14 protein-coding genes are annotated in these 19,111 nt (G+C 71.2%); all 14 read left to right on the forward strand.

The window, feature by feature from the left end; genetic code table 11:
• Positions 1-363 (forward strand): UDP binding domain-containing protein (locus tag MET9862_RS13030; RefSeq protein ID WP_280178966.1); only part of this gene is annotated, 363 nt, incomplete at its 5' end.
• 310 nt (positions 364-673) lie between these two features.
• Entirely contained in the window at positions 674-1,417 is a 744-nt protein-coding gene (locus tag MET9862_RS13035) for a LuxR C-terminal-related transcriptional regulator (protein ID WP_185156857.1), read from the forward strand.
• Complete coding sequence (locus MET9862_RS13040) at positions 1,414-2,601, forward strand: glycosyltransferase family 4 protein (RefSeq protein ID WP_142583389.1); 1,188 nt, start codon at positions 1,414-1,416, stop codon at positions 2,599-2,601. The genes MET9862_RS13035 and MET9862_RS13040 overlap by 4 nt, the downstream gene beginning before the upstream one ends.
• A 175-nt stretch (positions 2,602-2,776) precedes the next feature.
• Positions 2,777-3,916 (forward strand): hypothetical protein, encoded by a 1,140-nt coding sequence (locus MET9862_RS13045; protein WP_142583390.1) that lies wholly within the window; start codon positions 2,777-2,779, stop codon positions 3,914-3,916.
• A gap of 45 nt (positions 3,917-3,961) precedes the next feature.
• Positions 3,962-5,092, forward strand: coding sequence for a CapA family protein (locus MET9862_RS13050; RefSeq protein ID WP_142583391.1), 1,131 nt, complete (start codon positions 3,962-3,964; stop codon positions 5,090-5,092).
• Positions 5,093-5,336: 244 nt separating this feature from the next.
• Entirely contained in the window at positions 5,337-6,902 is a 1,566-nt protein-coding gene (locus MET9862_RS13055; protein WP_142583392.1) for a lipopolysaccharide biosynthesis protein, read from the forward strand.
• A 387-nt stretch (positions 6,903-7,289) separates the two neighbouring features.
• Positions 7,290-8,585, forward strand: a complete 1,296-nt coding sequence (locus MET9862_RS13060; protein ID WP_185156858.1) for an O-antigen ligase family protein — start codon at positions 7,290-7,292, stop codon at positions 8,583-8,585.
• 137 nt (positions 8,586-8,722) lie between these two features.
• Entirely contained in the window at positions 8,723-10,099 is a 1,377-nt protein-coding gene (locus MET9862_RS13065) for a phenylacetate--CoA ligase family protein (protein WP_142583394.1), read from the forward strand.
• Positions 10,092-11,297: a glycosyltransferase gene (locus MET9862_RS13070; protein WP_142583395.1), complete on the forward strand. Its 1,206-nt coding sequence runs from the start codon at positions 10,092-10,094 to the stop codon at positions 11,295-11,297. The genes MET9862_RS13065 and MET9862_RS13070 overlap by 8 nt, the downstream gene beginning before the upstream one ends.
• A gap of 65 nt (positions 11,298-11,362) precedes the next feature.
• Positions 11,363-13,639, forward strand: coding sequence for a glycosyltransferase (locus MET9862_RS13075; protein WP_142583396.1), 2,277 nt, complete (start codon positions 11,363-11,365; stop codon positions 13,637-13,639).
• Position 13,640: 1 nt separating this feature from the next.
• On the forward strand, positions 13,641-15,086 hold the full coding sequence (locus tag MET9862_RS13080) for a right-handed parallel beta-helix repeat-containing protein (protein WP_142583397.1): 1,446 nt from the start codon (positions 13,641-13,643) through the stop codon (positions 15,084-15,086).
• 257 nt (positions 15,087-15,343) lie between these two features.
• Positions 15,344-16,237 carry a Crp/Fnr family transcriptional regulator gene (locus tag MET9862_RS30080; protein WP_244612700.1) on the forward strand — a complete coding sequence of 298 codons (894 nt, stop codon included), beginning with the start codon at positions 15,344-15,346 and terminating at the stop codon, positions 16,235-16,237.
• Positions 16,183-17,178 (forward strand): NAD-dependent epimerase/dehydratase family protein, encoded by a 996-nt coding sequence (locus MET9862_RS13090; protein ID WP_244612704.1) that lies wholly within the window; start codon positions 16,183-16,185, stop codon positions 17,176-17,178. The genes MET9862_RS30080 and MET9862_RS13090 overlap by 55 nt, the downstream gene beginning before the upstream one ends.
• Positions 17,179-17,189: 11 nt before the next feature.
• Complete coding sequence (gene asnB, locus MET9862_RS13095; RefSeq protein WP_142583400.1) at positions 17,190-19,109, forward strand: asparagine synthase (glutamine-hydrolyzing); 1,920 nt, start codon at positions 17,190-17,192, stop codon at positions 19,107-19,109.
• Positions 19,110-19,111: the final 2 nt, after the last annotated feature.

Consider the following 19,111-nt stretch of genomic DNA (forward strand, 5'->3'; position numbering starts at 1 on the left):
CGCGACGCGCCGGCGCTCGCCATCGTGGCCGGCCTGCAGGATGCCGGCGCCCGGGTGCGCGCCTACGATCCCGAGGGCATGGACCAGGCCCGCGCGCTGATGCCGGGGCTCGCCTATGCGGAGGATCCCTATGCCTGCGCGGAGGGAGCCGACGCCCTCGTCATCGTGACCGAGTGGGATGCCTTCCGGGCGCTGGATCTCGACCGGTTGCGGCGCATCATGGCCGCGCCGGTCCTGGTCGACCTGCGCAACATCTACGACGCCGCGACCGCCGCGCGGCACGGCTTCCGCTACCGTGGCGTCGGCGTGCCGGAGCATTCCGATCAAACGCTCGTGGCTGAAGTGGATACGGGGGTAACATAAGATACTGCGTCGCAGCAAAAGCGTGCCGTCATGTCGTTTCGCAGTGCAGCAGATAATGAAATCAAATGACGTCGCGCGCTATCGCTGAGGATGCGGGACAAACGAGAATCTGTTCATTGGTGCGGATAAAACCTAGCTATCCACATAATGAATTTGATTGAATTTGACCGGTGGCGAGGCAGCATATAAGCATTGAGTGGGAAATTTACTTAGGTTGATAATATTCCTATTCAGTCATGTCCTTGGCGCAAAATTTTCTAGACAAAGATTTTGTTTTCGGGAGTTCGGGTCAATCCCGATGGAGCCATCGATGAGGCGTCTGCTCGTTGCCGATAGCCAGGGCTTTTATCGCAGCGGGCTTCGGGCCGCCGTCGAGGCCGCCATCCCATCCCTCGAAGTGGTCGAGGCGCAGTCCTACGAGGCCATGTTCGCGATCCTCGACCAGAGGCCGATCGACGTGGTCCTCGTCGATCCCCAGCTCGCCGGGGTGACCTCGCTCGACACGCTCAAGATCCTGCGCGCGCTCTATCCCTGCGTGCGCTTCGCGCTGCTCTCGGCCGCGGGGCGCCAGCACGACGTCTTCAAGATCCTGGCCGCGGGCTTCAGCGGCTTCATCTTCAAGTCGCAGGGCGAGGAGGAGATCATCGGCGCGATCTCCGACATCCTGTCGGGCCGCGTCTACATCCCGCCGGTGCGGGAGGAGTATCCGGCGGCCGGCGCGCCCGGCCTCGGTGCCGCTCCCGCGCGCCCGGCCCTGGAGGCTCCGGCCTATGGGGGCACCCAGAAGGCCTTCCAAGAGATCGACAAGCTCACCCCGCGCCAGCGCGAGGTCCTCGCCCTGATCGCGGAGGGGCTGCCGAACAAGGAGATCGCGCGGCGTCTCAACATCTCCGAGGCGACGACGAAGATCCATGCCGGCGCCCTCATGCGGGTGCTCGGGGTGAAGAACCGGACCGAGGCCGCCCTCCTCGTGCAGAGCCTCTGCGTCAAGCTGGAGGAGGGCGAGGCCGCCTTCGAGCGCGGCGGCCGCTACGCCCTCATCCGGCGGCCATGAGCGCCCTCGGCGACCGGCGCGAGGCGCTCCGATCCGAGCCCGTCCGGATCCCGGAAGCGATCCCGGAAGCGGCCCGCAGCCGCTGGTGCTTCTTCTCGCCGGGCGAGCGCTCGCTGCGCGTCCTCGAGGGCGACTCGCGGACCTCCGGCGGCGCCGAGGCCCAGGTCGCCCATCTCGCCGCCGCCCTGGCCGCGCAGGGGCACGCGGTCAGCCTGATCTACGGGGACGGGCACTGCGCCCGCCCGCCCGAGACGCGGGCCGGCGTGCTGTGCCTCGACGCGGCGCCCGCCTGGCGGCGCCCACGCAGCCTCGCCGCCTTCTGGCGGGTGCTCCGGGTGCAGGCGCCCGACGTGCTCTACGCGCGCCTGCCGAGCGACTTCCTGGCCCTGCTGGGCCTCGCCGCCCGCAGCCGCCCGGGCGGCCGGTTCGTCTATGCCCTCGCCCACGACCTTCACACCCGCGGCTGGACGGCCTACGACCACCGCCGCTGGTTCCACGGCCCGGCCCACGCCCTCGGCCTGCGCGCCGCCCACCGGATCGCGGTCCAGCATGCCGCCCAGCGCGACGCCCTCGCCCCGGCCCTGCGCCGCCGGGCGATGCTGGTCCCGAACATCCTGCGCAGCGTCCGCGCCGGGCCGCGCGACCTCGATGCGGCCCGCCACGACATCGTCTGGGTCGCCAAGATCCGTCCCGAGAAGCGCCTCGACCGCCTGCTCGATCTGGCCGAGGCCCGCCCGTCCCTCGGCATCGCGGTGGTCGGCGGCTACGATCCGCTCATGCCGCCGGATCTGCGCGCCGGGCTGGAGCGCCGGGCCGCCGCCCTGCCGAACCTGCGGATGCTCGGCGACATGCGCGCCGAGGCCGTCCTGGAGGTGATCGGGGCGAGCCGCGTGCTGGTGAACACCTCGGACGCGGAGGGCTTTCCCAACACGATGCTGGAGGCCTGGAGCGCCGGCGTGCCGGTCGTGTCCCTCTCGGTCGATCCCGGCGGGGTCATCGCCCGCGAGGGGCTCGGCCTGGTGAGCGGCGGCACGGACGCCCTGGCGCGCGATGCCGAGGCCCTCGTGCGCGACGCCGCGCTCAACCGGCGCTGTGGGCTGCGCGGGCTCGACTACGTCCGGACGCGGCATGCGCGGGACGTGGTCTGCGAGAGCCTCAGACGCTGCGCCGTCGGCAGCCCGTGAGCGCCGGGTCCCGATCACGCGGCGTTCGTCGAGCGGTGCGGCTCGGAGAGGGGCCTCTCGGGAAGGTCCTGCTCCGGGCCCGTCCCGCTGCGGGCAGGCCGTGTTCCGGCAGTCCAGGTCGGGGGGCTTGATCGCTCCGGATCAGGCTGCGTCGCCGTCGGGGGAGGAACCGAGAATGAAGATTTCCGTCTTTCCCTTCGGGGACAACGACCACAACCAGCAGGTGCTGGCCGGGTTCGAGATCCTCAGGCGCCTCGGCTGTCTGGAGATCCGATACAGATATGACGGGTTGAGCGTCTTCAACATGGACCACACGAGCAGGACGGAATACTCCGCCCTCTATCAGATCGTCGTCATGCGGCTGGATGGCGTCGGGGATGTCGTCTTCGATCTGAACGACAGCGATATCGTCTTCGAAAATCTGCACGACGCCTGTATCGTCTACTTCAAGCGCAGCTTCTGCCGTTCGGCGCATGCCCGGTTCCCGAAGATCAGGCCCCTCGGGCTGAACTACGAGGCGCGACCGCCCTTTCTGAGCGCGAGCGCGCTGTACAGGTCGATCGTCCTGTCGAAGAGCGCCGTCTCACGGGTGCGCGGCGTGCTCCGCGTCTTCGGCCTGCCGCGGCCCTACACCTTCAGCCCGAACAAGGACCGCCAGGCGCGGATATCGCTCCCCGCCCCGCCGCGGATCCTGTTTCTCGCACGGACCTGGGACCCGTGCGAGTTCGATGCGCAGTACCATCGGCATCTCGACGCCATCAACGCGATGCGTGCGGACTGCGTCCGCGAGTTGCGGCGCACCTTCGGGGACAGCTTCACGGGCGGCTTGCTGGCAAGCCCGCACGCGAAACGCCATTTCCCGGATTGCGTGACGCCAGCCACGCTGCGGACCGACCGGCGCTCCTTTCTGAGGCTGGTCGACACGCACCAGATCTGCGTCGCCACGAGCGGATTGCACGATTCCACGGGATGGAAGTTCGCGGAGTTCGTCGCGAAGGGACGCGCGATCGTGGCGGAGGCGATGCGCTTCCAGGTGCCCGGCCCGATGAGCGAAGGCACGAACTACCTCGCCTTCGATTCCGCGGCATCGTGCGTGGAGAAATGCGCCGTCCTGATGCGGGACGCCGAGTATCGCTACGAGATGATGTCGGCAAACCGCGCCTACTACAACGGCTACGTCTCGCCGGAGGCGCTGGTCCGGAACGCGATCAGCTGGGCCTGTCCGACGATCGAGCGGGGCCTCCAGCCGCACCCGGCCAAGGGACGCGAAGCCGGCCTGCCCGAGGCCGGACCGGCCTCGCTGCGCTTCGGCTGACGCCGCGCCAGCGCGGCGGGAATTGACAGGAAGGGTGTGGGATCCATGCGGTTCGCAGTTCTGGGCGACATCTACCTGAACGACGGCGTCGGCCTGCCCGACCGCCAGAACATCTTCTCGGCCGTGCAGGAGGCGGTCGGCCCCGAGACGGCTCTGGTCGGCAACGTCGAATGCGCGCTCACCGACAGGAAGAGCCACTTCCCCTACAAGTGGGCCTCACTCTGCGTGAAGCCGACGGCGGTGGAGGCGTTGCGGGCCCTGTCCGTGGCGACGATCGCCAACAACCATGCCGGGGATGCCGGGCCGTCGGGCCTGCGGGACACCGTCGACGCCCTGCGGGCGGCGGGGATCGGGACGGTCGGGTACGGGGACGATCTGGAGGCCTCGCTCGAGCCGTTCGTCCTGGAGCGGCCGGACGGCCGGATCGCCTTCATCGCGCTCTGCTGCCTGACGACGAACCCCCTCTGCCTGGCGACCCCGGCGGATCCCGGGATCGCCCCCCTGTCCGTGCAGACCCTGCGCCGCGGCATCCAGAACGCCAAGCGGAAGGCGGAAACGGTGGTCGTCCTGCTGCACTGGGGCTGCGAGCAGACGCATTATCCGGTCCCCGATCAGATCAGGCTGGGGCGCTTGGCCGTCGAGGCCGGTGCCGATGCGGTCGTGGGCTGCCATGCCCACGTGATCCAATCCTACGAGCTCTACAAGGGGCGATGGATCTTCCATGGGATCGGCAATTTCTTCTTCGACGCCGTCAATGCCAGCCTGTTCCGGGACGGGCAGTTCATCTCCACGGTGCCGATCGAGCACGCGATCCGCAATCGCGAGTCGCTCGTGCCGACCTTCGAGCTCCGTGACGGCAAGCTCACGCTCGCGAGCCTGGTCCTGACGCGCTGGCAGGAGGGGGGCGCGCCCGGCGTGTACGATCTCTCCGAGGCCGCGATCCGGATCGACAGGATCAACGCGCGGCTCGGCGCATGGATCTTCCGGCATCCCTTCAAGGCGGCGAGCAAGGCCGAGATGCGGCTCCGGTGCCGCCTGCACAACGGCTTCCCGTCCTACGACTATTCCGACCTGCCGATCCACGGGAACTGGGATGTCCGGGCCCTCGCGGCGGGTGCCGTGCGTCGGGCCGGCCGGGCCCTGGTGGGCCTGCGGGGCAACCGCGCCGGAATTTGACGGCGGTCAACACGATTCGCGGCTGCCTGCCGTACACGCGGATCGCAGCCTGGAAGCCGAGCTTGCCGAGAGCGGCCTCGAGCGCCGAGCAACCATCCGCGAGCACCGATGCGTCGTATTGTTCGAGCGAGGCGACGCACGCCGCGGTCATCGATCCCGGTCACATGGCGGTCCCAGCCCGTGCGCCTGAACGTCGTCCGCCTCTCGCAAGCGCGGGTTCCGACCGGGACGGGAGGGCCGGGGCGTGTCTAGCACGAGCGCTCTGACGCAGGGGCCGAACCTGCCCTCGGACGCCGCCAAGCGCGTCCGCTTCATCGTGAACGCGGCCTCCAACCTCGCCTATTTCGTCTTCAGCGCCGGACTCATGGTCTGGTACGTGCCCTATCTCGTCCACCATCTCGGGCCCGCCGCCTACGGCATCCTGCCGCTGGCGAATGCCGTGGTGATGCAGGCCGTCATGCTGTCCGACGGCCTCAACACCTCCGCCTTCCGCTTCCTGGCGATCGACATGGGGCGGGGCGACGCCGCCGCGGCGCAGAGGACGTTCAACAGCGCCGCCGTCCTGATCTCCGGCACCTGCCTCCTGCTCCTCGTCCTGTCCGCCCTGTGCGTCTGGTTGCTGCCCGCGGTCTTCCATCTCTCGACCCCGGTCGGCGAGGCGCGGTTCCTGTTCGCGAGCATGTTCCTCACCACGATCGCGGCGATCTTCTCGGGCCTGTTCGGCACGCCGACGCAGATCCTGCATCGCTTCGACCTGCGCAATCTCGCGCGCACGGCGACCCTCGCGGCGCGGGTCGGCGTCGTGGTGATCTGCTTCGCGGTCTGGCCGGCCAATCTCTGGATCGTGGGGGCGGCCCTCCTGATCTCGGCCGCGGTCGGCCTCACCTGCGAGATGCTGATCTGCTGGCGCCTCGCGCCCCAGCTCGCGTTCAGGCCGCATCATGCGCAGCCCGATCGGGTCCGGGACCTCGTCGGCCTGACCAAGTGGTCGACGATCAATATGTTCGGCGCGCTGCTCATGACGCAGCTCGAACTGGTGATCGTCAACCTCACCTTCGGCGCCGAGATGACGGGGCGCTACGGCTCGCTCATCCTCCTGCCCACCCTGGTGACGGCGATCGCCGAGATCGTCGTGCCGATCCTGAGTCCGGAGATCATGGCGCGCTACGCGGCCGGCGACCGGCTCGGCATCGAGCGCCTCGCCAGCAGCGCGGTCCGGCTGGTCGGGGTCGGCCTCGCCCTGCCCGCCGGGATCATCTGCGGCTTCGGGCATCCCTTCCTGTCGCTGTGGCTCGGCCCGGCCTTCGCCGATCTCGACCTGGTGCTCGCGCTGATGTCCGGGCACCTCGCCATCTCCCTCTCGACCCGGGTCCTCTTCTACGTCCTGACGGCCTACAACGCGGTGCGGGTGCAGGCCTTCATCTCGGTGGGCGCCGGCCTGGTCTATCTGGGGGTGGCGCTCGCGCTGGCGCGCTGGAGCGGCTGGGGCGTCGCCAGCATCGCCGCCGCGACGGCCCTGGTCTGGTGCCTGAAGAACTCCCTGGTCATCCCGGCCTACTGCGCGCGCGTCGTCGGCCTGTCGCCCTTCGCCTTCATCCGGCCGCTCGCCGCGCCCCTGATCGGTCTCGCCGCGGTCACCCTGGCCGGGCGGCTCCTCTGCGACCTGTACGCCCTGACGTCCTGGGTCTCGCTGGCGGCGGCGGTCACGCTGGTCACCCTCGCCTACGGGGTCGGCGCCTACGCCCTCCTGCTGACGGGGGCGGACCGTCGCGTGCTGCGCGGCGCGGTCGGGCGAGACCGCAGCGCCTGATGCGGCGAGGGCCGCGCCGACGGAGGCGGGCCCGGGCGCCTATCACGATCCGGCTCAAGATCGAGCGGATGCATAGCTCGGAATTCTGCTCTGATGGTGCGTTCAACGTAGGAAAATGGGAAATTTGACATCCGTCAATCTGAGGCGCCTGCATTGGCCTAATTCGAGGTCTTAAGTCATCAACGAATTGTGCGTTGCACATAGTGCTTTTGTCGTGAGTGCGGATTAGAACAGAACCTGTTTTGTTTGTGTTCTCTCAAAATTCGGTGGTCAGAGTTTCTGTTTTTTGTGCAAAATTTGAAAATTAACCTGCTATAATGATTTGCCTCTCTGAGGTTGCGTGGAATTTCATCAGACGTTGCTTGGTGTGATTCGATGATTGGGACGATGCTGATCGCGGGTGCGCTCGCGATACCTGTGCTGATCTATCTGCTGGATCACCCGCTGCTGACTCTCAACGCGGCGCTGGTCCTGGTCCTGCTGCCGGTCGGCCTGCGCGTCGAGCCGCTCTACACGGTGGCGACGAACGGCATGGTTCTGAGCGCGCTGGCGGGATGGATGGCGAGGCCCGACCGTCACAGCCACTGGCCCGCCGCCTGCGTCCTGCTGGCGCTCCTGATCGGATGGGCCGTCCTGACCATGTTCTGGGCCGCGGATCCGGTCGCCAGCCGGCGCGAGCTGATCGCGTGGCTGATCAGCTTCATCCTGCTCTTCCTGCTCATCTGCCAGGTCGACTCGCTGCGGGCGCTGGACCGGCTGATGATGACCATGGGCCTGTTCGGCTGGATGATCGTGCTGGCCTCGTTCCACGCCGTCCTGTTCACGAACTACGACTTCGTCCGCCGCCTGCGCGTGCTGGAGATGAACGAGAACAGTCTCGGGGTCGTGCTGCTGCTGATGCTGCCCGGCATCCTCTGGCCCGTCCTGCGCAGCACCGGCCTGCGGCGGGCGGTCCTGATGGTGCTCAGCGTGGTCTACATCCTGTGCACCCTGGCCTTCGTGGCCCTCAGCGGGTCGCGCGGCAGCGCCATCTCCCTCGTCCTGATCCTGTTCGCGTTCCTCCTCTCCCGCTCGACCCGGCCCTGGGGCCTCGTCGGCCTCGCCCTGGGCGCAGGCGGCCTGATGGTGGCCCCGGCCCTGTTCAGCATCGTGCTGCAGCGGTTCTCCGAGGAGGATGGCGGCGAGACGGGCGGGCGCGGCGATCTCTGGGAGGCCAGCCTGAACTTCATCCGCGACCAGCCCTTCACCGGGGCGGGCGTGGGCAACGGGCCGACGGCGCTCCACGACTACATCGCCTCGATCACCGGCATCTTCAACCACCGGATGGATCTCCCGAGCCACCAGCCGATCCTGGAGGTCGGCGTCGATATCGGCGTGGTCGGCATCGCGCTCTACGTCGCCGCGATCCTCGCCGCCCTGTGGAGCTTCGCGACCTCGCGCCGGGCCTGGGCCGGCATCCCGGGGGCGCCGGACGGCTACCACATGATCGTGGCCGGCACCGCGGCGGGCTTCATGGGCTCGTGGTTCAAGGCCGGCGGCATCAAGAACAATCCGATCTTCTTCCTGCTCCTCGCCCTGCTGCTGCTGCCGGCCTGTCTCGCCAGGGCCCAGGCCCGGAGCCGGGCGGGCCGTGCGCGCGGCGCCGCGCGTCCCTTCCGGCGGCTGGAGGCGGCCGATGCCTAGGGCGCTCCGTTCCGAAGCGCAGGCCGATGCGGCGCATGAGAGCGCGTCGCGACACGGATTCGGAGCCGGCCCGAGGGCGCTCTCGGCCATCCCAGGATGGCCCCCCCGTTCCCATCACTGATCGCGGAGACAATCTCATGTTCAACTGGCGTGCTCCGCTGCTCGACTTCTACGACCGGCGCGTCATGCGCTCGCGCGTCCCGGAGCACCGGGAGCACCTGTGCGCCTTCCACAGGCGGCCGGTGGCGGAGCGCCGGGTCGTCCAGGCCGAGCGCCTGGCCGACCTCCTGCGCCACGCCGCCGAGCACGTGCCCTATTACCGCACGCTCCTGCGCGAGCGCGGCGTCGTGACGGAGGGGCGGGTCGACCTCACGCGCTTCCGCGCGGTGCCGGAACTGACCCGGGAGATCCTGCGCACGCAGCAGGAGGCCCTCACCAGCGACGACCTCGCGACCCGGGCCTGGTACGCGAACAGCTCGGGCGGCAGCACGGGCGAGCCCGTCCGGGTGCTGCAGGACCGCGCCTACGAGGATCTCGGCTTCGCCGCCATCGACATGCACTACGCCTGGGCCGGGCGTGAGACCGGCACGCCCCTGATCCGGCTCTGGGGCTCGGACCGGGACATGGCCCAGCAGGGCGACGGCTGGCGCAACAAGCTCAGCAACTTCGTCCGCAACCAGACCCTGCAGAACGCCTTCCGGATGAGCCAGGCGGACGTGGCGCGCTACGTCGCCGAGATCCAGCGGGTGCGCCCGGTCGTGATCGAGGCTTACGCCGAGAGCATCTACGAGCTCGCCCGCCACATCAACGCCAACGGCATCCGGGTCCCGCCCGTGAAGGCCGTGGTCTCGAGCGCGGCCACCCTCTACCCGTTCATCCGCGAGGAGGTCGAGCGCGCCTTCGGCTGCCCCGTGCTCAACCGCTACGGCTCGCGCGAGGTCGGCAGCTTCGCGGGCGAGCGCCCGGGCGCCAAGGGCCTGGAGGTGTTCAGCTACACGCACTGGGTCGAGGTGGTGAACGCGCAGGGCGAGCCCTGCCGGCCCGGCGAGGAGGGCGACGTGCTCGTCACCTGCCTGACGAACCACGCCATGCCGCTCATCCGCTACCGCATCGGCGACCGCGCCGTGGTCGGCGTCGCGGTCGAGGCGCCGACCCCCTCCGTCGAGGTGATGGAGACGGTGACCGGACGCGCGGTCGACGCGCTCGTGCGCGCCGACGGCTCGACGGTGCCGGGCATCCTGTTCATGTACTTCCTCTCGGTGCGCTTCAGCGGCGGCTGGATCTCGAAGTTCCAGATCGTGCAGCGCGGCTACGACGACGTGCTCATCAAGCTGATGACGCTCCGGCCGCCGCCGGAGGGCGCGATCGAGGAGATCTCGCAATCCCTGCGGCACTTCCTCGGGCCCCGCTGCACGATCGAGTACGACTTCGTCGACACGATCCCCGCGCTCAGTTCCGGCAAGTACAGCTACGTGACCTCGCAGGTCGCCCGCCCGGAGCTCCGCCGTGCCTGAGCGCCCGACATGCCGGCACGGCCGGCCCCCCGCCTCCGGCACCGACCGCGACGGGCTCGGGAGCGGCGCCGGGCCGAGGCCCATCGCCGTGATGATCGGCCAGCTGTCGCAGGGCGGCAGCGAGCGGCAGCTCTACCTGTTCCTCGCCCGCTGCGACCGCCGCCTCTGGGCGCCGACCCTCTACGTGTCGGGCGAGCTCGGATTCTGGGAGGCGCCGATCCGCGCCCTCGGCGTGCCGGTCGTCCTCCTGACCGGCTCGGCCCCCCTGAAGCTCCTGCGCTTCCGCGCGGCCGTCCGGCGCCAGAGGCCGGTCGCGTTCTTCTCGTGGTCGTCCTACACCAACCCCTTCGCCCTGGCGCTCGTCGGGCTCGGGACGCACCGCGTCGGCTCCTTCCGCAACAGCCTGTTCTCCGACCTGCCCGAGCGGGGGCGCGCCCTCTGGGCCCGCGCCAGCGTCGCGGGCCTGTCGCTCGCCGTCTGCAACTCGCGCGAGACGCACCGGGCCCTGGCGGCCCGCGGGGGGGCCTCCGCCTACGTGCCGAACGGCGTCGAGCCGATCCCGGCCGCGCAGGCGGCGGACTGGCGGCGGGCGTGGCGCGAGCGGCTCGGCCTCGGCGCGGAGGAGATCCTCGTCGTCGGCGTCGGCCGGCTCGTCCCGCAGAAGAACTTCGCGCGGTTCCTCGACGTGGTGGCCCGGGTCGGCCGCGACAGACCGGTGCGCGCCGCGATCGCGGGGGCCGATCTCGGCTGCCTGCCGGACCTGCGCGACCGGGCCGCGCGGCTCGGGCTCGACCCGGGGATCGCCTTCGTCGGCTCCGTGCCGGACGCGCGCGCCCTGATCTGCGCGGCCGACATCTTCCTGCTCTCCTCGGACCACGAGGGCATGCCGAACGTCGTGCTGGAGGCGATGGCGGCGGGGGTGCCCTGCGTCGCCACGCCGGTCAACGCCATCGCCGACATCCTCCGCCACGGCGAGACCGGCTTCGTGGCGGGCTTCGGGACGGAGGCCCTCGCGGAGGCCGTCGCCCGGCTCGCCGGGGACGCGGATCTGCGCCGCCGCATGGGGGAGGCCGCCCGCGCCCAGGCCGCCCGCGCCCACGACCCCGCCCGCCTCGCCGACGCGCTCTGGCGCCTGTGCGATCCGGGCGCGGCGCGCAGCGCGGCCGGCGCGGACGCGGTTCTAGAGAAATATACGTAGATCCAACGGCTTGTAAGACGTTCGGCACCGCGGCGACGATCCGCAAGGCACCAGGGAGAGGCCGGATGAGACTCGCGGTGTTCGTCGATCAGGTGTTCTGGCGCGAGGACGGCCGGCTCTTCACCGACGAGTCCTACGCCCTGTTCCTGGAGAGCCTGTCGGGCACGGTGGACCGCATCGTCCTGATCGGCCGCGAGGCGCCGCGGCCGGGACGCGCGCCCTACGCCCTCGACCCGGAGCTGTTCTCCCTCTGCCCGCTTCCCTACTACCCCGACCTCTATCGGCTCTGGCGGGCGGATCCGCGCATCTACGGGCGCATCGCCCGCGCGGTCTCGGCCGAGGCACGGGACTGGGACGCGATCCTGATCAGCGGCCCGCACCCGATCGGCCAGATGATCGCCCGCCTCTGCATCGCGCAGGGTGTGCCGGTCCTGCCGGTGGTGCGGCAGAACTTCCTGGAGCAGATGGGCGCCCATGGCGGCCTCAAGCGCCTCGCCGCCCTCGCCGCGGCCTCGGTCCTCGAATGGGACTTCCGCCGCCTCGCGCGCGGCCGCACCGTGCTCACCGTCGGCGCGGAGATGGAGGAGGCCTATCGCGGCGGCGCGGCGCGGGTCTGGAACCACTGCGTCTGCCTCGTGTCCCAGGAGGCGTTCGAGGCCTTCTCGCGGATGCGGGTCGGCACCGACCCGACCCGGCTGATCTGCACCTGCCGCCTCGCCCCCGAGAAGGGCCACGCCTACCTCTTCGCGGCCCTGGTCGAGCTGCGCCGCCGCGGCCTCGCCTGCCACGTGGACGTGGTCGGGACCGGCGCCCTCGACGGCGAGCTGCGGGCGCTCGTCCAGCGCCTCGGCCTGTCGGACGCGGTGACCTTCCACGGCTACGTCCCCTACGGCCCGGCCCTGTTCGCCCTCTACGAGCAGGCGGGCGCCATGGTCCTGCCCTCGCTCACCGAGGGCTTCCCGCAGGTTCTCAACGAGGCCCTCTCGATCGGCCTGCCCGTGGTGGCGACGGCGGTGGGCGGCGTCCCCGCCTTCCTGCGCGACGGCGACACCGCCCTGCTGGTGCCGCCGCGCGAGCCGGGGGCGCTCGCCGACGCCATCGAGCGGCTCGTGCAGGACGGGGCGCTGCGGGCCGACCTCGCCAGCCGCGGGCGGATCCTGATGGCCGCCAACACCCTGGAGGCCAACCGCGACCGGGTGCTCGAGGCGATCCGCCACGCCGTGGCCGGGGGGGGACGGGACGGGGCCTCCCCGCCGGGCGCGCGGCGCGGCGCGCCGGAACGCTCCGCGCTCGCCGCCTATCCCGAGCCGCCGGCCCCCCGCGAGCCGCGGGTCAGCCTCCTCGTGCCCCTGCGCGACGAGATCGCGGCGCTCGACGGCCTGGTGGCCGACATCCTGGCGCAGGACTACCCGGCGATCCACGAGATCTGGATGGTCGATGGCGGCTCGACCGACGGCACCCGCGAGGCGCTGGCGCGGCACGCGGCGCGCGACGCCCGCATCCGGTTCCTCGACAATCCGGCGGGCAGCACGGCCGCCGGCCTCAACCGGGCGCTCGCGCGGGCCACCGGCGACGTGGTGATGCGCCTCGACGCCCATGCGGCCTACGGCCCCGACCTCGTCCGCACCTGCGTCGCGGCCCTGCTGCGCACCGGCGCCGGCGGCGTCGGGGCGGTCGCCCGGCCGGCCGAGGCCCGGACCCTCGTCGGGCGGGCCATCGTCGCCGCCCACCGCAGTCCGTTCGGGATCGGGGTCGCCCGCTTCCGGCGCGAGGGCGGCGGGGGCTGGGCGGCCACGATCTGGAACGGCTGCTACTGGCGCCACGTGGTCGATCGGGTCGGGCCGATGCGCGAGGACCTGCCCCGCGCCGAGGACAACGACTTCAACCAGCGCGTCCGCGCCCTCGGCTTCGGCCTCTACGTGGCCGGGGACGCCAAGGCCGAGTACCGGCCCCGCAGCACGCTCCGGGCCCTGGCCCGGCAGTATCGCGGCAACGGGCAGGGGGTCGCCCGCGCCCTCTTCGAGAATCCGGGGGCGGTCTCGGCCCACCACCTCGCGCCGCTGGCCCTGGTGAGCCTCCTCCTCGCCGCGGGCGCCGCCGCCCTCGTCTGGGCGCCCGCGCGGGGCCTGCTGGCGGCCTGCCTCGCGCTCTATCTCGGCGGCCTGCTGGCGGCGACCGCGCTCGCGGCGCGCAGCGAGCGCGGGCCCCACCTCCTCGCCCTGCCGCTCACCCTGGCGACGCTCCATCTCAGCTACGGGCTCGGCGCGTTCGCCGGGATCGGGCGCCGGGCCGCCGCCCGGCTGAGACCCGGGGCCCGGCTCCGGCAGCGGCGGAGCGTGTAGGATGCCCACCCGCCGCCTCCTCCTCGGTGCCGGACTGGGCCTCGTCGCCACGGCCGCGGCCCCGCGCCTCCTCAAATCGCCGCCGCCCGCGAGCCCGGCTGCGCCCACGGGCGGAAAGGTCTGCCACGTCGCACCGGGCGGTTCGGACGAGGCGGGCGACGGCAGCTTCGGGCGTCCCTTCGCCAGCCTGCCCCGCGCCTACGCCGCCGCCGAGCCCGGCGACACCATCCTCATGCGTGGGGGCACCTACGGCCTCGGCGGCCCCTCCGGATGGCTCCTCGTCGGGCATGGCGGGCGGCCGGGCCGGCCGGTCCGGATCGAGAGCCTGCCGGGCGAGACGCCCGTGATCGACGGGAGCGGGATGCGGCCGCCGACGGGGCGGAACCTCGCCTGGGCGAGCCGGCGGCAGGCCGGCGGCTTCCCGCTGGCGCTCTGGGATGCGCCCCATGTCGAGCTGCGCGGCCTCACCGTCTGCAACGGCCCGATGGGCGGGATCCACGTCAACGGGACCCATGACGGCCTGCTCGTGGAGCGCTGCGTCACCCGCGACAACGGCTGGCTCAACGACGAGCACGGCGTCGGGCTCGGCCTCTACGGCGTGGGCCAGGCCAACACGGTGCGCAACTGCGATTCGCACGGCAACCGCGGCGGAGGGCCCGCCGCCACCGGCGGCAACGCCGATGGCTTCCAGATCGCGCTGCTCGAGAGCACGGGCACGGTCGTCAGCGGCAACCGCTCCTGGCGCAATGGGGACGACGGCTTCGACTTCTTCGTGACCTCGCCGCGCGAGGACGACCGCTCGGTCACGGGCTATCTCGTGGACGGCAACTGGTCCTTCGAGAACGGCTGCCACGCGGACGGTACGCTCAATGCCGGCGGCGACGGCGTCGGGTTCAAGCTCGGCGGGCGCCGCCAGGGCAGCCGCGCCCGCTACGGCGGCCACACCGTCACCCGCTGCCTCGCCTGGTGCAACAAGGTCGCCGGCTTCGACGACAACGGCTACAACGGCGGCACCGAGCCGCACACGGTGTTCAACAACACCGCCTTCAACAACGGCTGCAACACCGACCGCGCCCTGGGCGAACCCGGCTTCGCCTACATCTTCCAGCACCACGCGCGGACGCGGCTCTGCAACAACATCGCCTTCGCCACCGAACCGCGCAACGAGGTCCGGATCCGGCTGGCCTACGAGAGCCACAACGCCCGGAACCGGACGCCCTGGAACAGCTTCGCGCCGGTCCTGAGCTTCGATGCGAGCGATTTCGCGAGCCTCGACGACCGGGAGGCGCGGGGGCCGCGCAAGCCCGACGGCGCGCTCCCGGCCACCGCCTTCCTGCGTCCCTCCGCGGCGAGCCGGCTTGGCGGCCGCGGCACGGGCACGGGATTGCCGGCGCATATCCGTTACGATGGAGCCTATCCAGACCTAGGCGCAATCCAAACGATCTAGTATGGTATATTGCAATGCGGCCTTTGAGGGCAAAACTAACATATTTGATATTTAGTTCTAGATCTATAGTATAGATGAGTATAGAACTTTTTAACTATATACACGGCTTATTTTTGGTGAAACATTCCGCTACGTTATTGGAGTATTGTCCAATGTCTACTTTGCAACCCTACCTAGATCAAGATGGGTACTTACGTAATTCCGATATCATTTATCCGAGCAAATTTGAAGGCCCTCAAGTCGATTTCAAGGTTAATTTGATTCGGCGCGATTCCCGCGCCGCTGCCCAGTCGGCCGGCCTGCCCGGAGGCCCTGAACTCGCCCTGCACGAGCGCGCCCTGCGCCTGCCGCCCGTGCCGGCGCCCGCCACCGGACTGAGCGCCCTCACCCGGGTCGACCGCTCCCACGTGCTGTACTGGCAGGGCGAGACGGCGGGAAAGGAGATCGAGATCGTCGAGGGCGTGGCGCGCGCGGTCCACCTCTGCGAGAGCGGGGCGCGCCAGATCCTGACCTTCTTCTGGCCGGGCACCGTGATCTGTCCGAGCGCCGGCCGGCTCCTGTGCTACACGGTCGAGACCGTGACGCCCTGCCTGTTCCGGATCCCGCCGCCCGATCGTCCGGCGGCCCCCAACAGCGGCACCGACGAGCACGTGCTCGGCGAGCTCGTCCATCTCCTGCGCGGCATCAGCCGGCGCTGCGCGCTCAGCCGGGTGGCCTGGTTCCTGCTGCGCGTGCGCGAGCACCTGCCGCGCTGCGGCTCCGAGCCGGAGGTGCTGAAGCTCGCGATCCCGCGCCTCGACATCGCCGACTATCTCGGCCTGTCGCTCGAGACGGTGTCCCGCTGCCTGACCGAGCTGAAGGGCCGCGGCATCATCGATGCTGCCCAACCGCAAGACCATCATCTTCCTCAAGCAGGCGCGCCTCGAGCGCATCGCCAACGGCTGAGCACCGCTCCGGGAGCCCCGCCCCGCGAGGGGCTGCCGGAGACCGAACGTCCCGCCCCCGGGGCCGCCCCAGGAGACGACCCATGCCAGCCTCTCCCCGCCATACCGGGGCCGTCCTCGTCACCGGAGCGGCCGGCTTCATCGGCTACCATGTGGCGCGGCGGCTGCTCGCGGACGGGGTGCCGGTCGTCGGGCTCGACTGCCTGACGCCCTATTACGACGTCGCCCTGAAGCGGGCGCGGTTCGAGCGCCTGCGCGCCTTCCCGAACGCGACGCTCGTCGAGACCGACCTCTCGGACGCGGCCGCGACGGAGCGCGTCTTCGCCCGCCACCGCCCGCACCGCGTCGTCCACCTCGCGGCCCAGCCCGGCGTGCGCCGCGCCCTGACCGAGCCGCATCCCTATCTCAGCGCCAACGTGACGGGCTTCCTCAACGTGCTCGAGGGCTGCCGCCACCAGGGCGTCGCGCACCTCGTCTACGCCTCGTCCAGCTCGGTCTACGGGGCGAACCGCCAGCTGCCGTTCTCGGAGCATGCCGGCGCCGACCACCCGGTCAGCCTCTACGCGGCGACGAAGCGGGCCAACGAGCTGATGGCGCACAGCTACGCCCACCTCTTCGGCGTGCCGGCCACGGGCCTGCGCTTCTTCACGGTCTACGGCCCCTGGGGCCGGCCCGACATGGCGGTCTACACCTTCACCGACGCGATCGCGAACGGCCGGCCGATCACCGTGGCCGATGGCGGGCGGGTGCTGCGCGACTTCACCTATATCGACGACGTGGTCGAGAGCCTGGTGCGGATCCTCGACCTGCCCCCGCGCCCCGACCCGGACTGGGGATCGCGCGCGCCGGACCCCGCCACCGCCGCGGCGCCCTACCGGATCTACAATATCGGCGGCGACGCGCCGCACGCCCTGAACGACCTGATCGCCCTGATCGAGGCGGCGCTCGGGCGGCGCGCCGAGCGCCGCGACGGCGAGCGGCCGCCGGGCGACGTGCCGGAGACCCGCGCCGACACCGCCGACCTCGCCCGCGCCGTCGGCTTCGTGCCGGCGGTGCCGCTCGCCGAGGGCGTGCGCCGCTTCGTCGACTGGTACCGGGCCTATCACCGCCTTCCGGCCGACGCGCCGGAGGCCGTCCTCGTCGGTTAGGAAGCGCGCTCATGTGCGGGATCTGCGGCTGGATCGAGCCCGGGGCTCAGGATACCGGCGGCCTCACCGCCCGCATGACGCAGCGCCTGCATCATCGCGGGCCCGACGATGTCGGCATCGAGGGCGGCGACGGCTGGACCCTCGGCTTCCGCCGCCTCAGCATCCTCGACCTCAGCCCGGCCGGGCACCAGCCGATGCAGAGCCCCGACGGGGCCTGCTGGCTCGCCTTCAACGGCGAGATCTACAATTACGTGGAGCTGCGCCGCGAGCTCGAATGGGACGGGGCGAGCTTCGTCGGCTCGTCGGACACCGAGGTGCTGCTGCGGCTGCTCATGCGTCACGGCGAGGCCGCGCTGTCGCGGCTCAACGGCATGTTCGGCCTCGCCTTCGTCGACACCCGCCGCCGCCGCTTCATCCTCGCCCGCGACCGTCTCGGCGTGAAGCCGCTCTACTACCGCCAGGACGGGTCCTCGCTGCGCTTCGCCTCGGAGCTGAAGGCGCTGCTCGCCTGGCCCGGCGAGGATCGCAAGGTCGATCCGGAGGCGCTGGCGCAGTATCTCACCCTCGGCTACCTGCCGAGCGAGACCTGCATCTTCGAAGGCTTCGCCAAGCTGCCGCCGGGTCACCTGATGGCCGGGTCGCTGGACGATCCGGGCGCGGCGCGGCCGCGCCCCTACTGGGACCTCGCCCTCAATCCGGACCCCGCCGCGCGTCCCCTCACGGGGGCCGAGACGGACGATCTCGAGGACCTCCTCGCCGACGCGGTGCGGATCCGCCTGCGCAGCGACGTGCCGGTGGGCGTCTTCCTCTCGGGCGGGATCGACAGCGGTCTCGTCGCGAGCCTTGCCGCCCGGTCCGAGGGCGTGCGCCCGCTCGCCCTCACCGTCGGGTTCGACGAGGCGAGCGCCGACGAATCCGGCCTCGCCGCGCTCAGCGCGCGCCATGCCGGCCTCGACCACCGGGTCGTGCAGCAGCCGATCGGCGGGCTGGAGACCCTCGACCGGCTCGGCGAGGTCTTCGACGAGCCCTTCGGCGACCCCTCCGCCCTGCCGACCTACACCCTCTGCGAGGCCGCCGCCGCCCATGCCACGGTGTTCCTCTCGGGCGATGGCGGCGACGAGGCCTTCGGCGGCTACCGCCGCACCGTGGAGAGCCTGCGCCGGCAGCGGCTCATCGCCCTGGGCAGCCGGGTCGGGCCGGTGCTGCGGCAGGTCGGCCGCCTCGTCCCGGACCTGTCGCTCGCCCGCCACCGCCTGCACAAGCTGGCCCTGGCCGATCACGGCTGCGCGGCGGCCTTCGACGAGGTGCCGGAGGATCCGGCCCTGGTCCAGCTCGTCCATCCCCGCCTGCGCGCCGCCCTCCGGCGGGGCGGCGCGCCCCTCTGGACGCGCTGGGCGGAGAGCCGCGGCGCGCCGCTCACCGCCCGCCAGCAGGCGCTCGACTACCGCCTCTACCTGCCGGACGACGTGCTGGTGAAGGTCGATCGCGCCTCGATGGCCCACGCGATCGAGGTGCGCTCGCCCCTCCTCGACGTGCGCCTCGTCGAGTGGGCCGCCCGCCTGCCCCGCGGCTGCCTCCTCGACGGGCGGTCCGGCAAGCTCCCCTTGCGCGCGATGGCGCGCCGCCTGCTGCCGGAGCCCGTGCAGGCCGGCGCGAAGCGGGGCTTCGGCGTGCCCCTCGACGACTGGTTCCGCGCCGGATCGGGCCAGGCCTTCGCCCGCGCGCGCCTGCTCGATCCGCGCGCGCTCGGCCTCGCGGTCTGGACGGAGGGGGGAATCGAGCGCATCCTCGCGCAGGCGCGGCGGCCGGAGGGGCGGGGCTTCGGCACGCTGCTCTGGCGCCTCCTGATGCTGGAGGCCTGGAGCCGCTCCTATCTGCCTGCTCCGGCTGCCCCGTCCCGTCCGAGGCAGGCCGCCCTCGCGCCCGGCTGAGC

This window comes from Methylobacterium symbioticum, assembly GCF_902141845.1.
In the GTDB taxonomy this organism is placed as follows: domain Bacteria; phylum Pseudomonadota; class Alphaproteobacteria; order Rhizobiales; family Beijerinckiaceae; genus Methylobacterium; species Methylobacterium symbioticum.

Excerpts from the sequence above, each read along its gene's own strand:
- MET9862_RS13035 (WP_185156857.1), top strand. The coding sequence starts at position 674 with ATGAGGCGTCTGCTCGTTGCCGATAGCCAGGGCTTTTATCGCAGCGGG.
- MET9862_RS13050 (WP_142583391.1), top strand. The coding sequence starts at position 3,962 with ATGCGGTTCGCAGTTCTGGGCGACATCTACCTGAACGACGGCGTCGGC.
- MET9862_RS13045 (WP_142583390.1), top strand. The coding sequence starts at position 2,777 with ATGAAGATTTCCGTCTTTCCCTTCGGGGACAACGACCACAACCAGCAG.
- MET9862_RS13075 (WP_142583396.1), top strand. The coding sequence starts at position 11,363 with ATGAGACTCGCGGTGTTCGTCGATCAGGTGTTCTGGCGCGAGGACGGC.
- MET9862_RS13065 (WP_142583394.1), top strand. The coding sequence starts at position 8,723 with ATGTTCAACTGGCGTGCTCCGCTGCTCGACTTCTACGACCGGCGCGTC.
- asnB (WP_142583400.1), top strand. The coding sequence starts at position 17,190 with ATGTGCGGGATCTGCGGCTGGATCGAGCCCGGGGCTCAGGATACCGGC.
- MET9862_RS13040 (WP_142583389.1), top strand. The coding sequence starts at position 1,414 with ATGAGCGCCCTCGGCGACCGGCGCGAGGCGCTCCGATCCGAGCCCGTC.
- MET9862_RS13080 (WP_142583397.1), top strand. The coding sequence starts at position 13,641 with ATGCCCACCCGCCGCCTCCTCCTCGGTGCCGGACTGGGCCTCGTCGCC.
- MET9862_RS13060 (WP_185156858.1), top strand. The coding sequence starts at position 7,290 with ATGCTGATCGCGGGTGCGCTCGCGATACCTGTGCTGATCTATCTGCTG.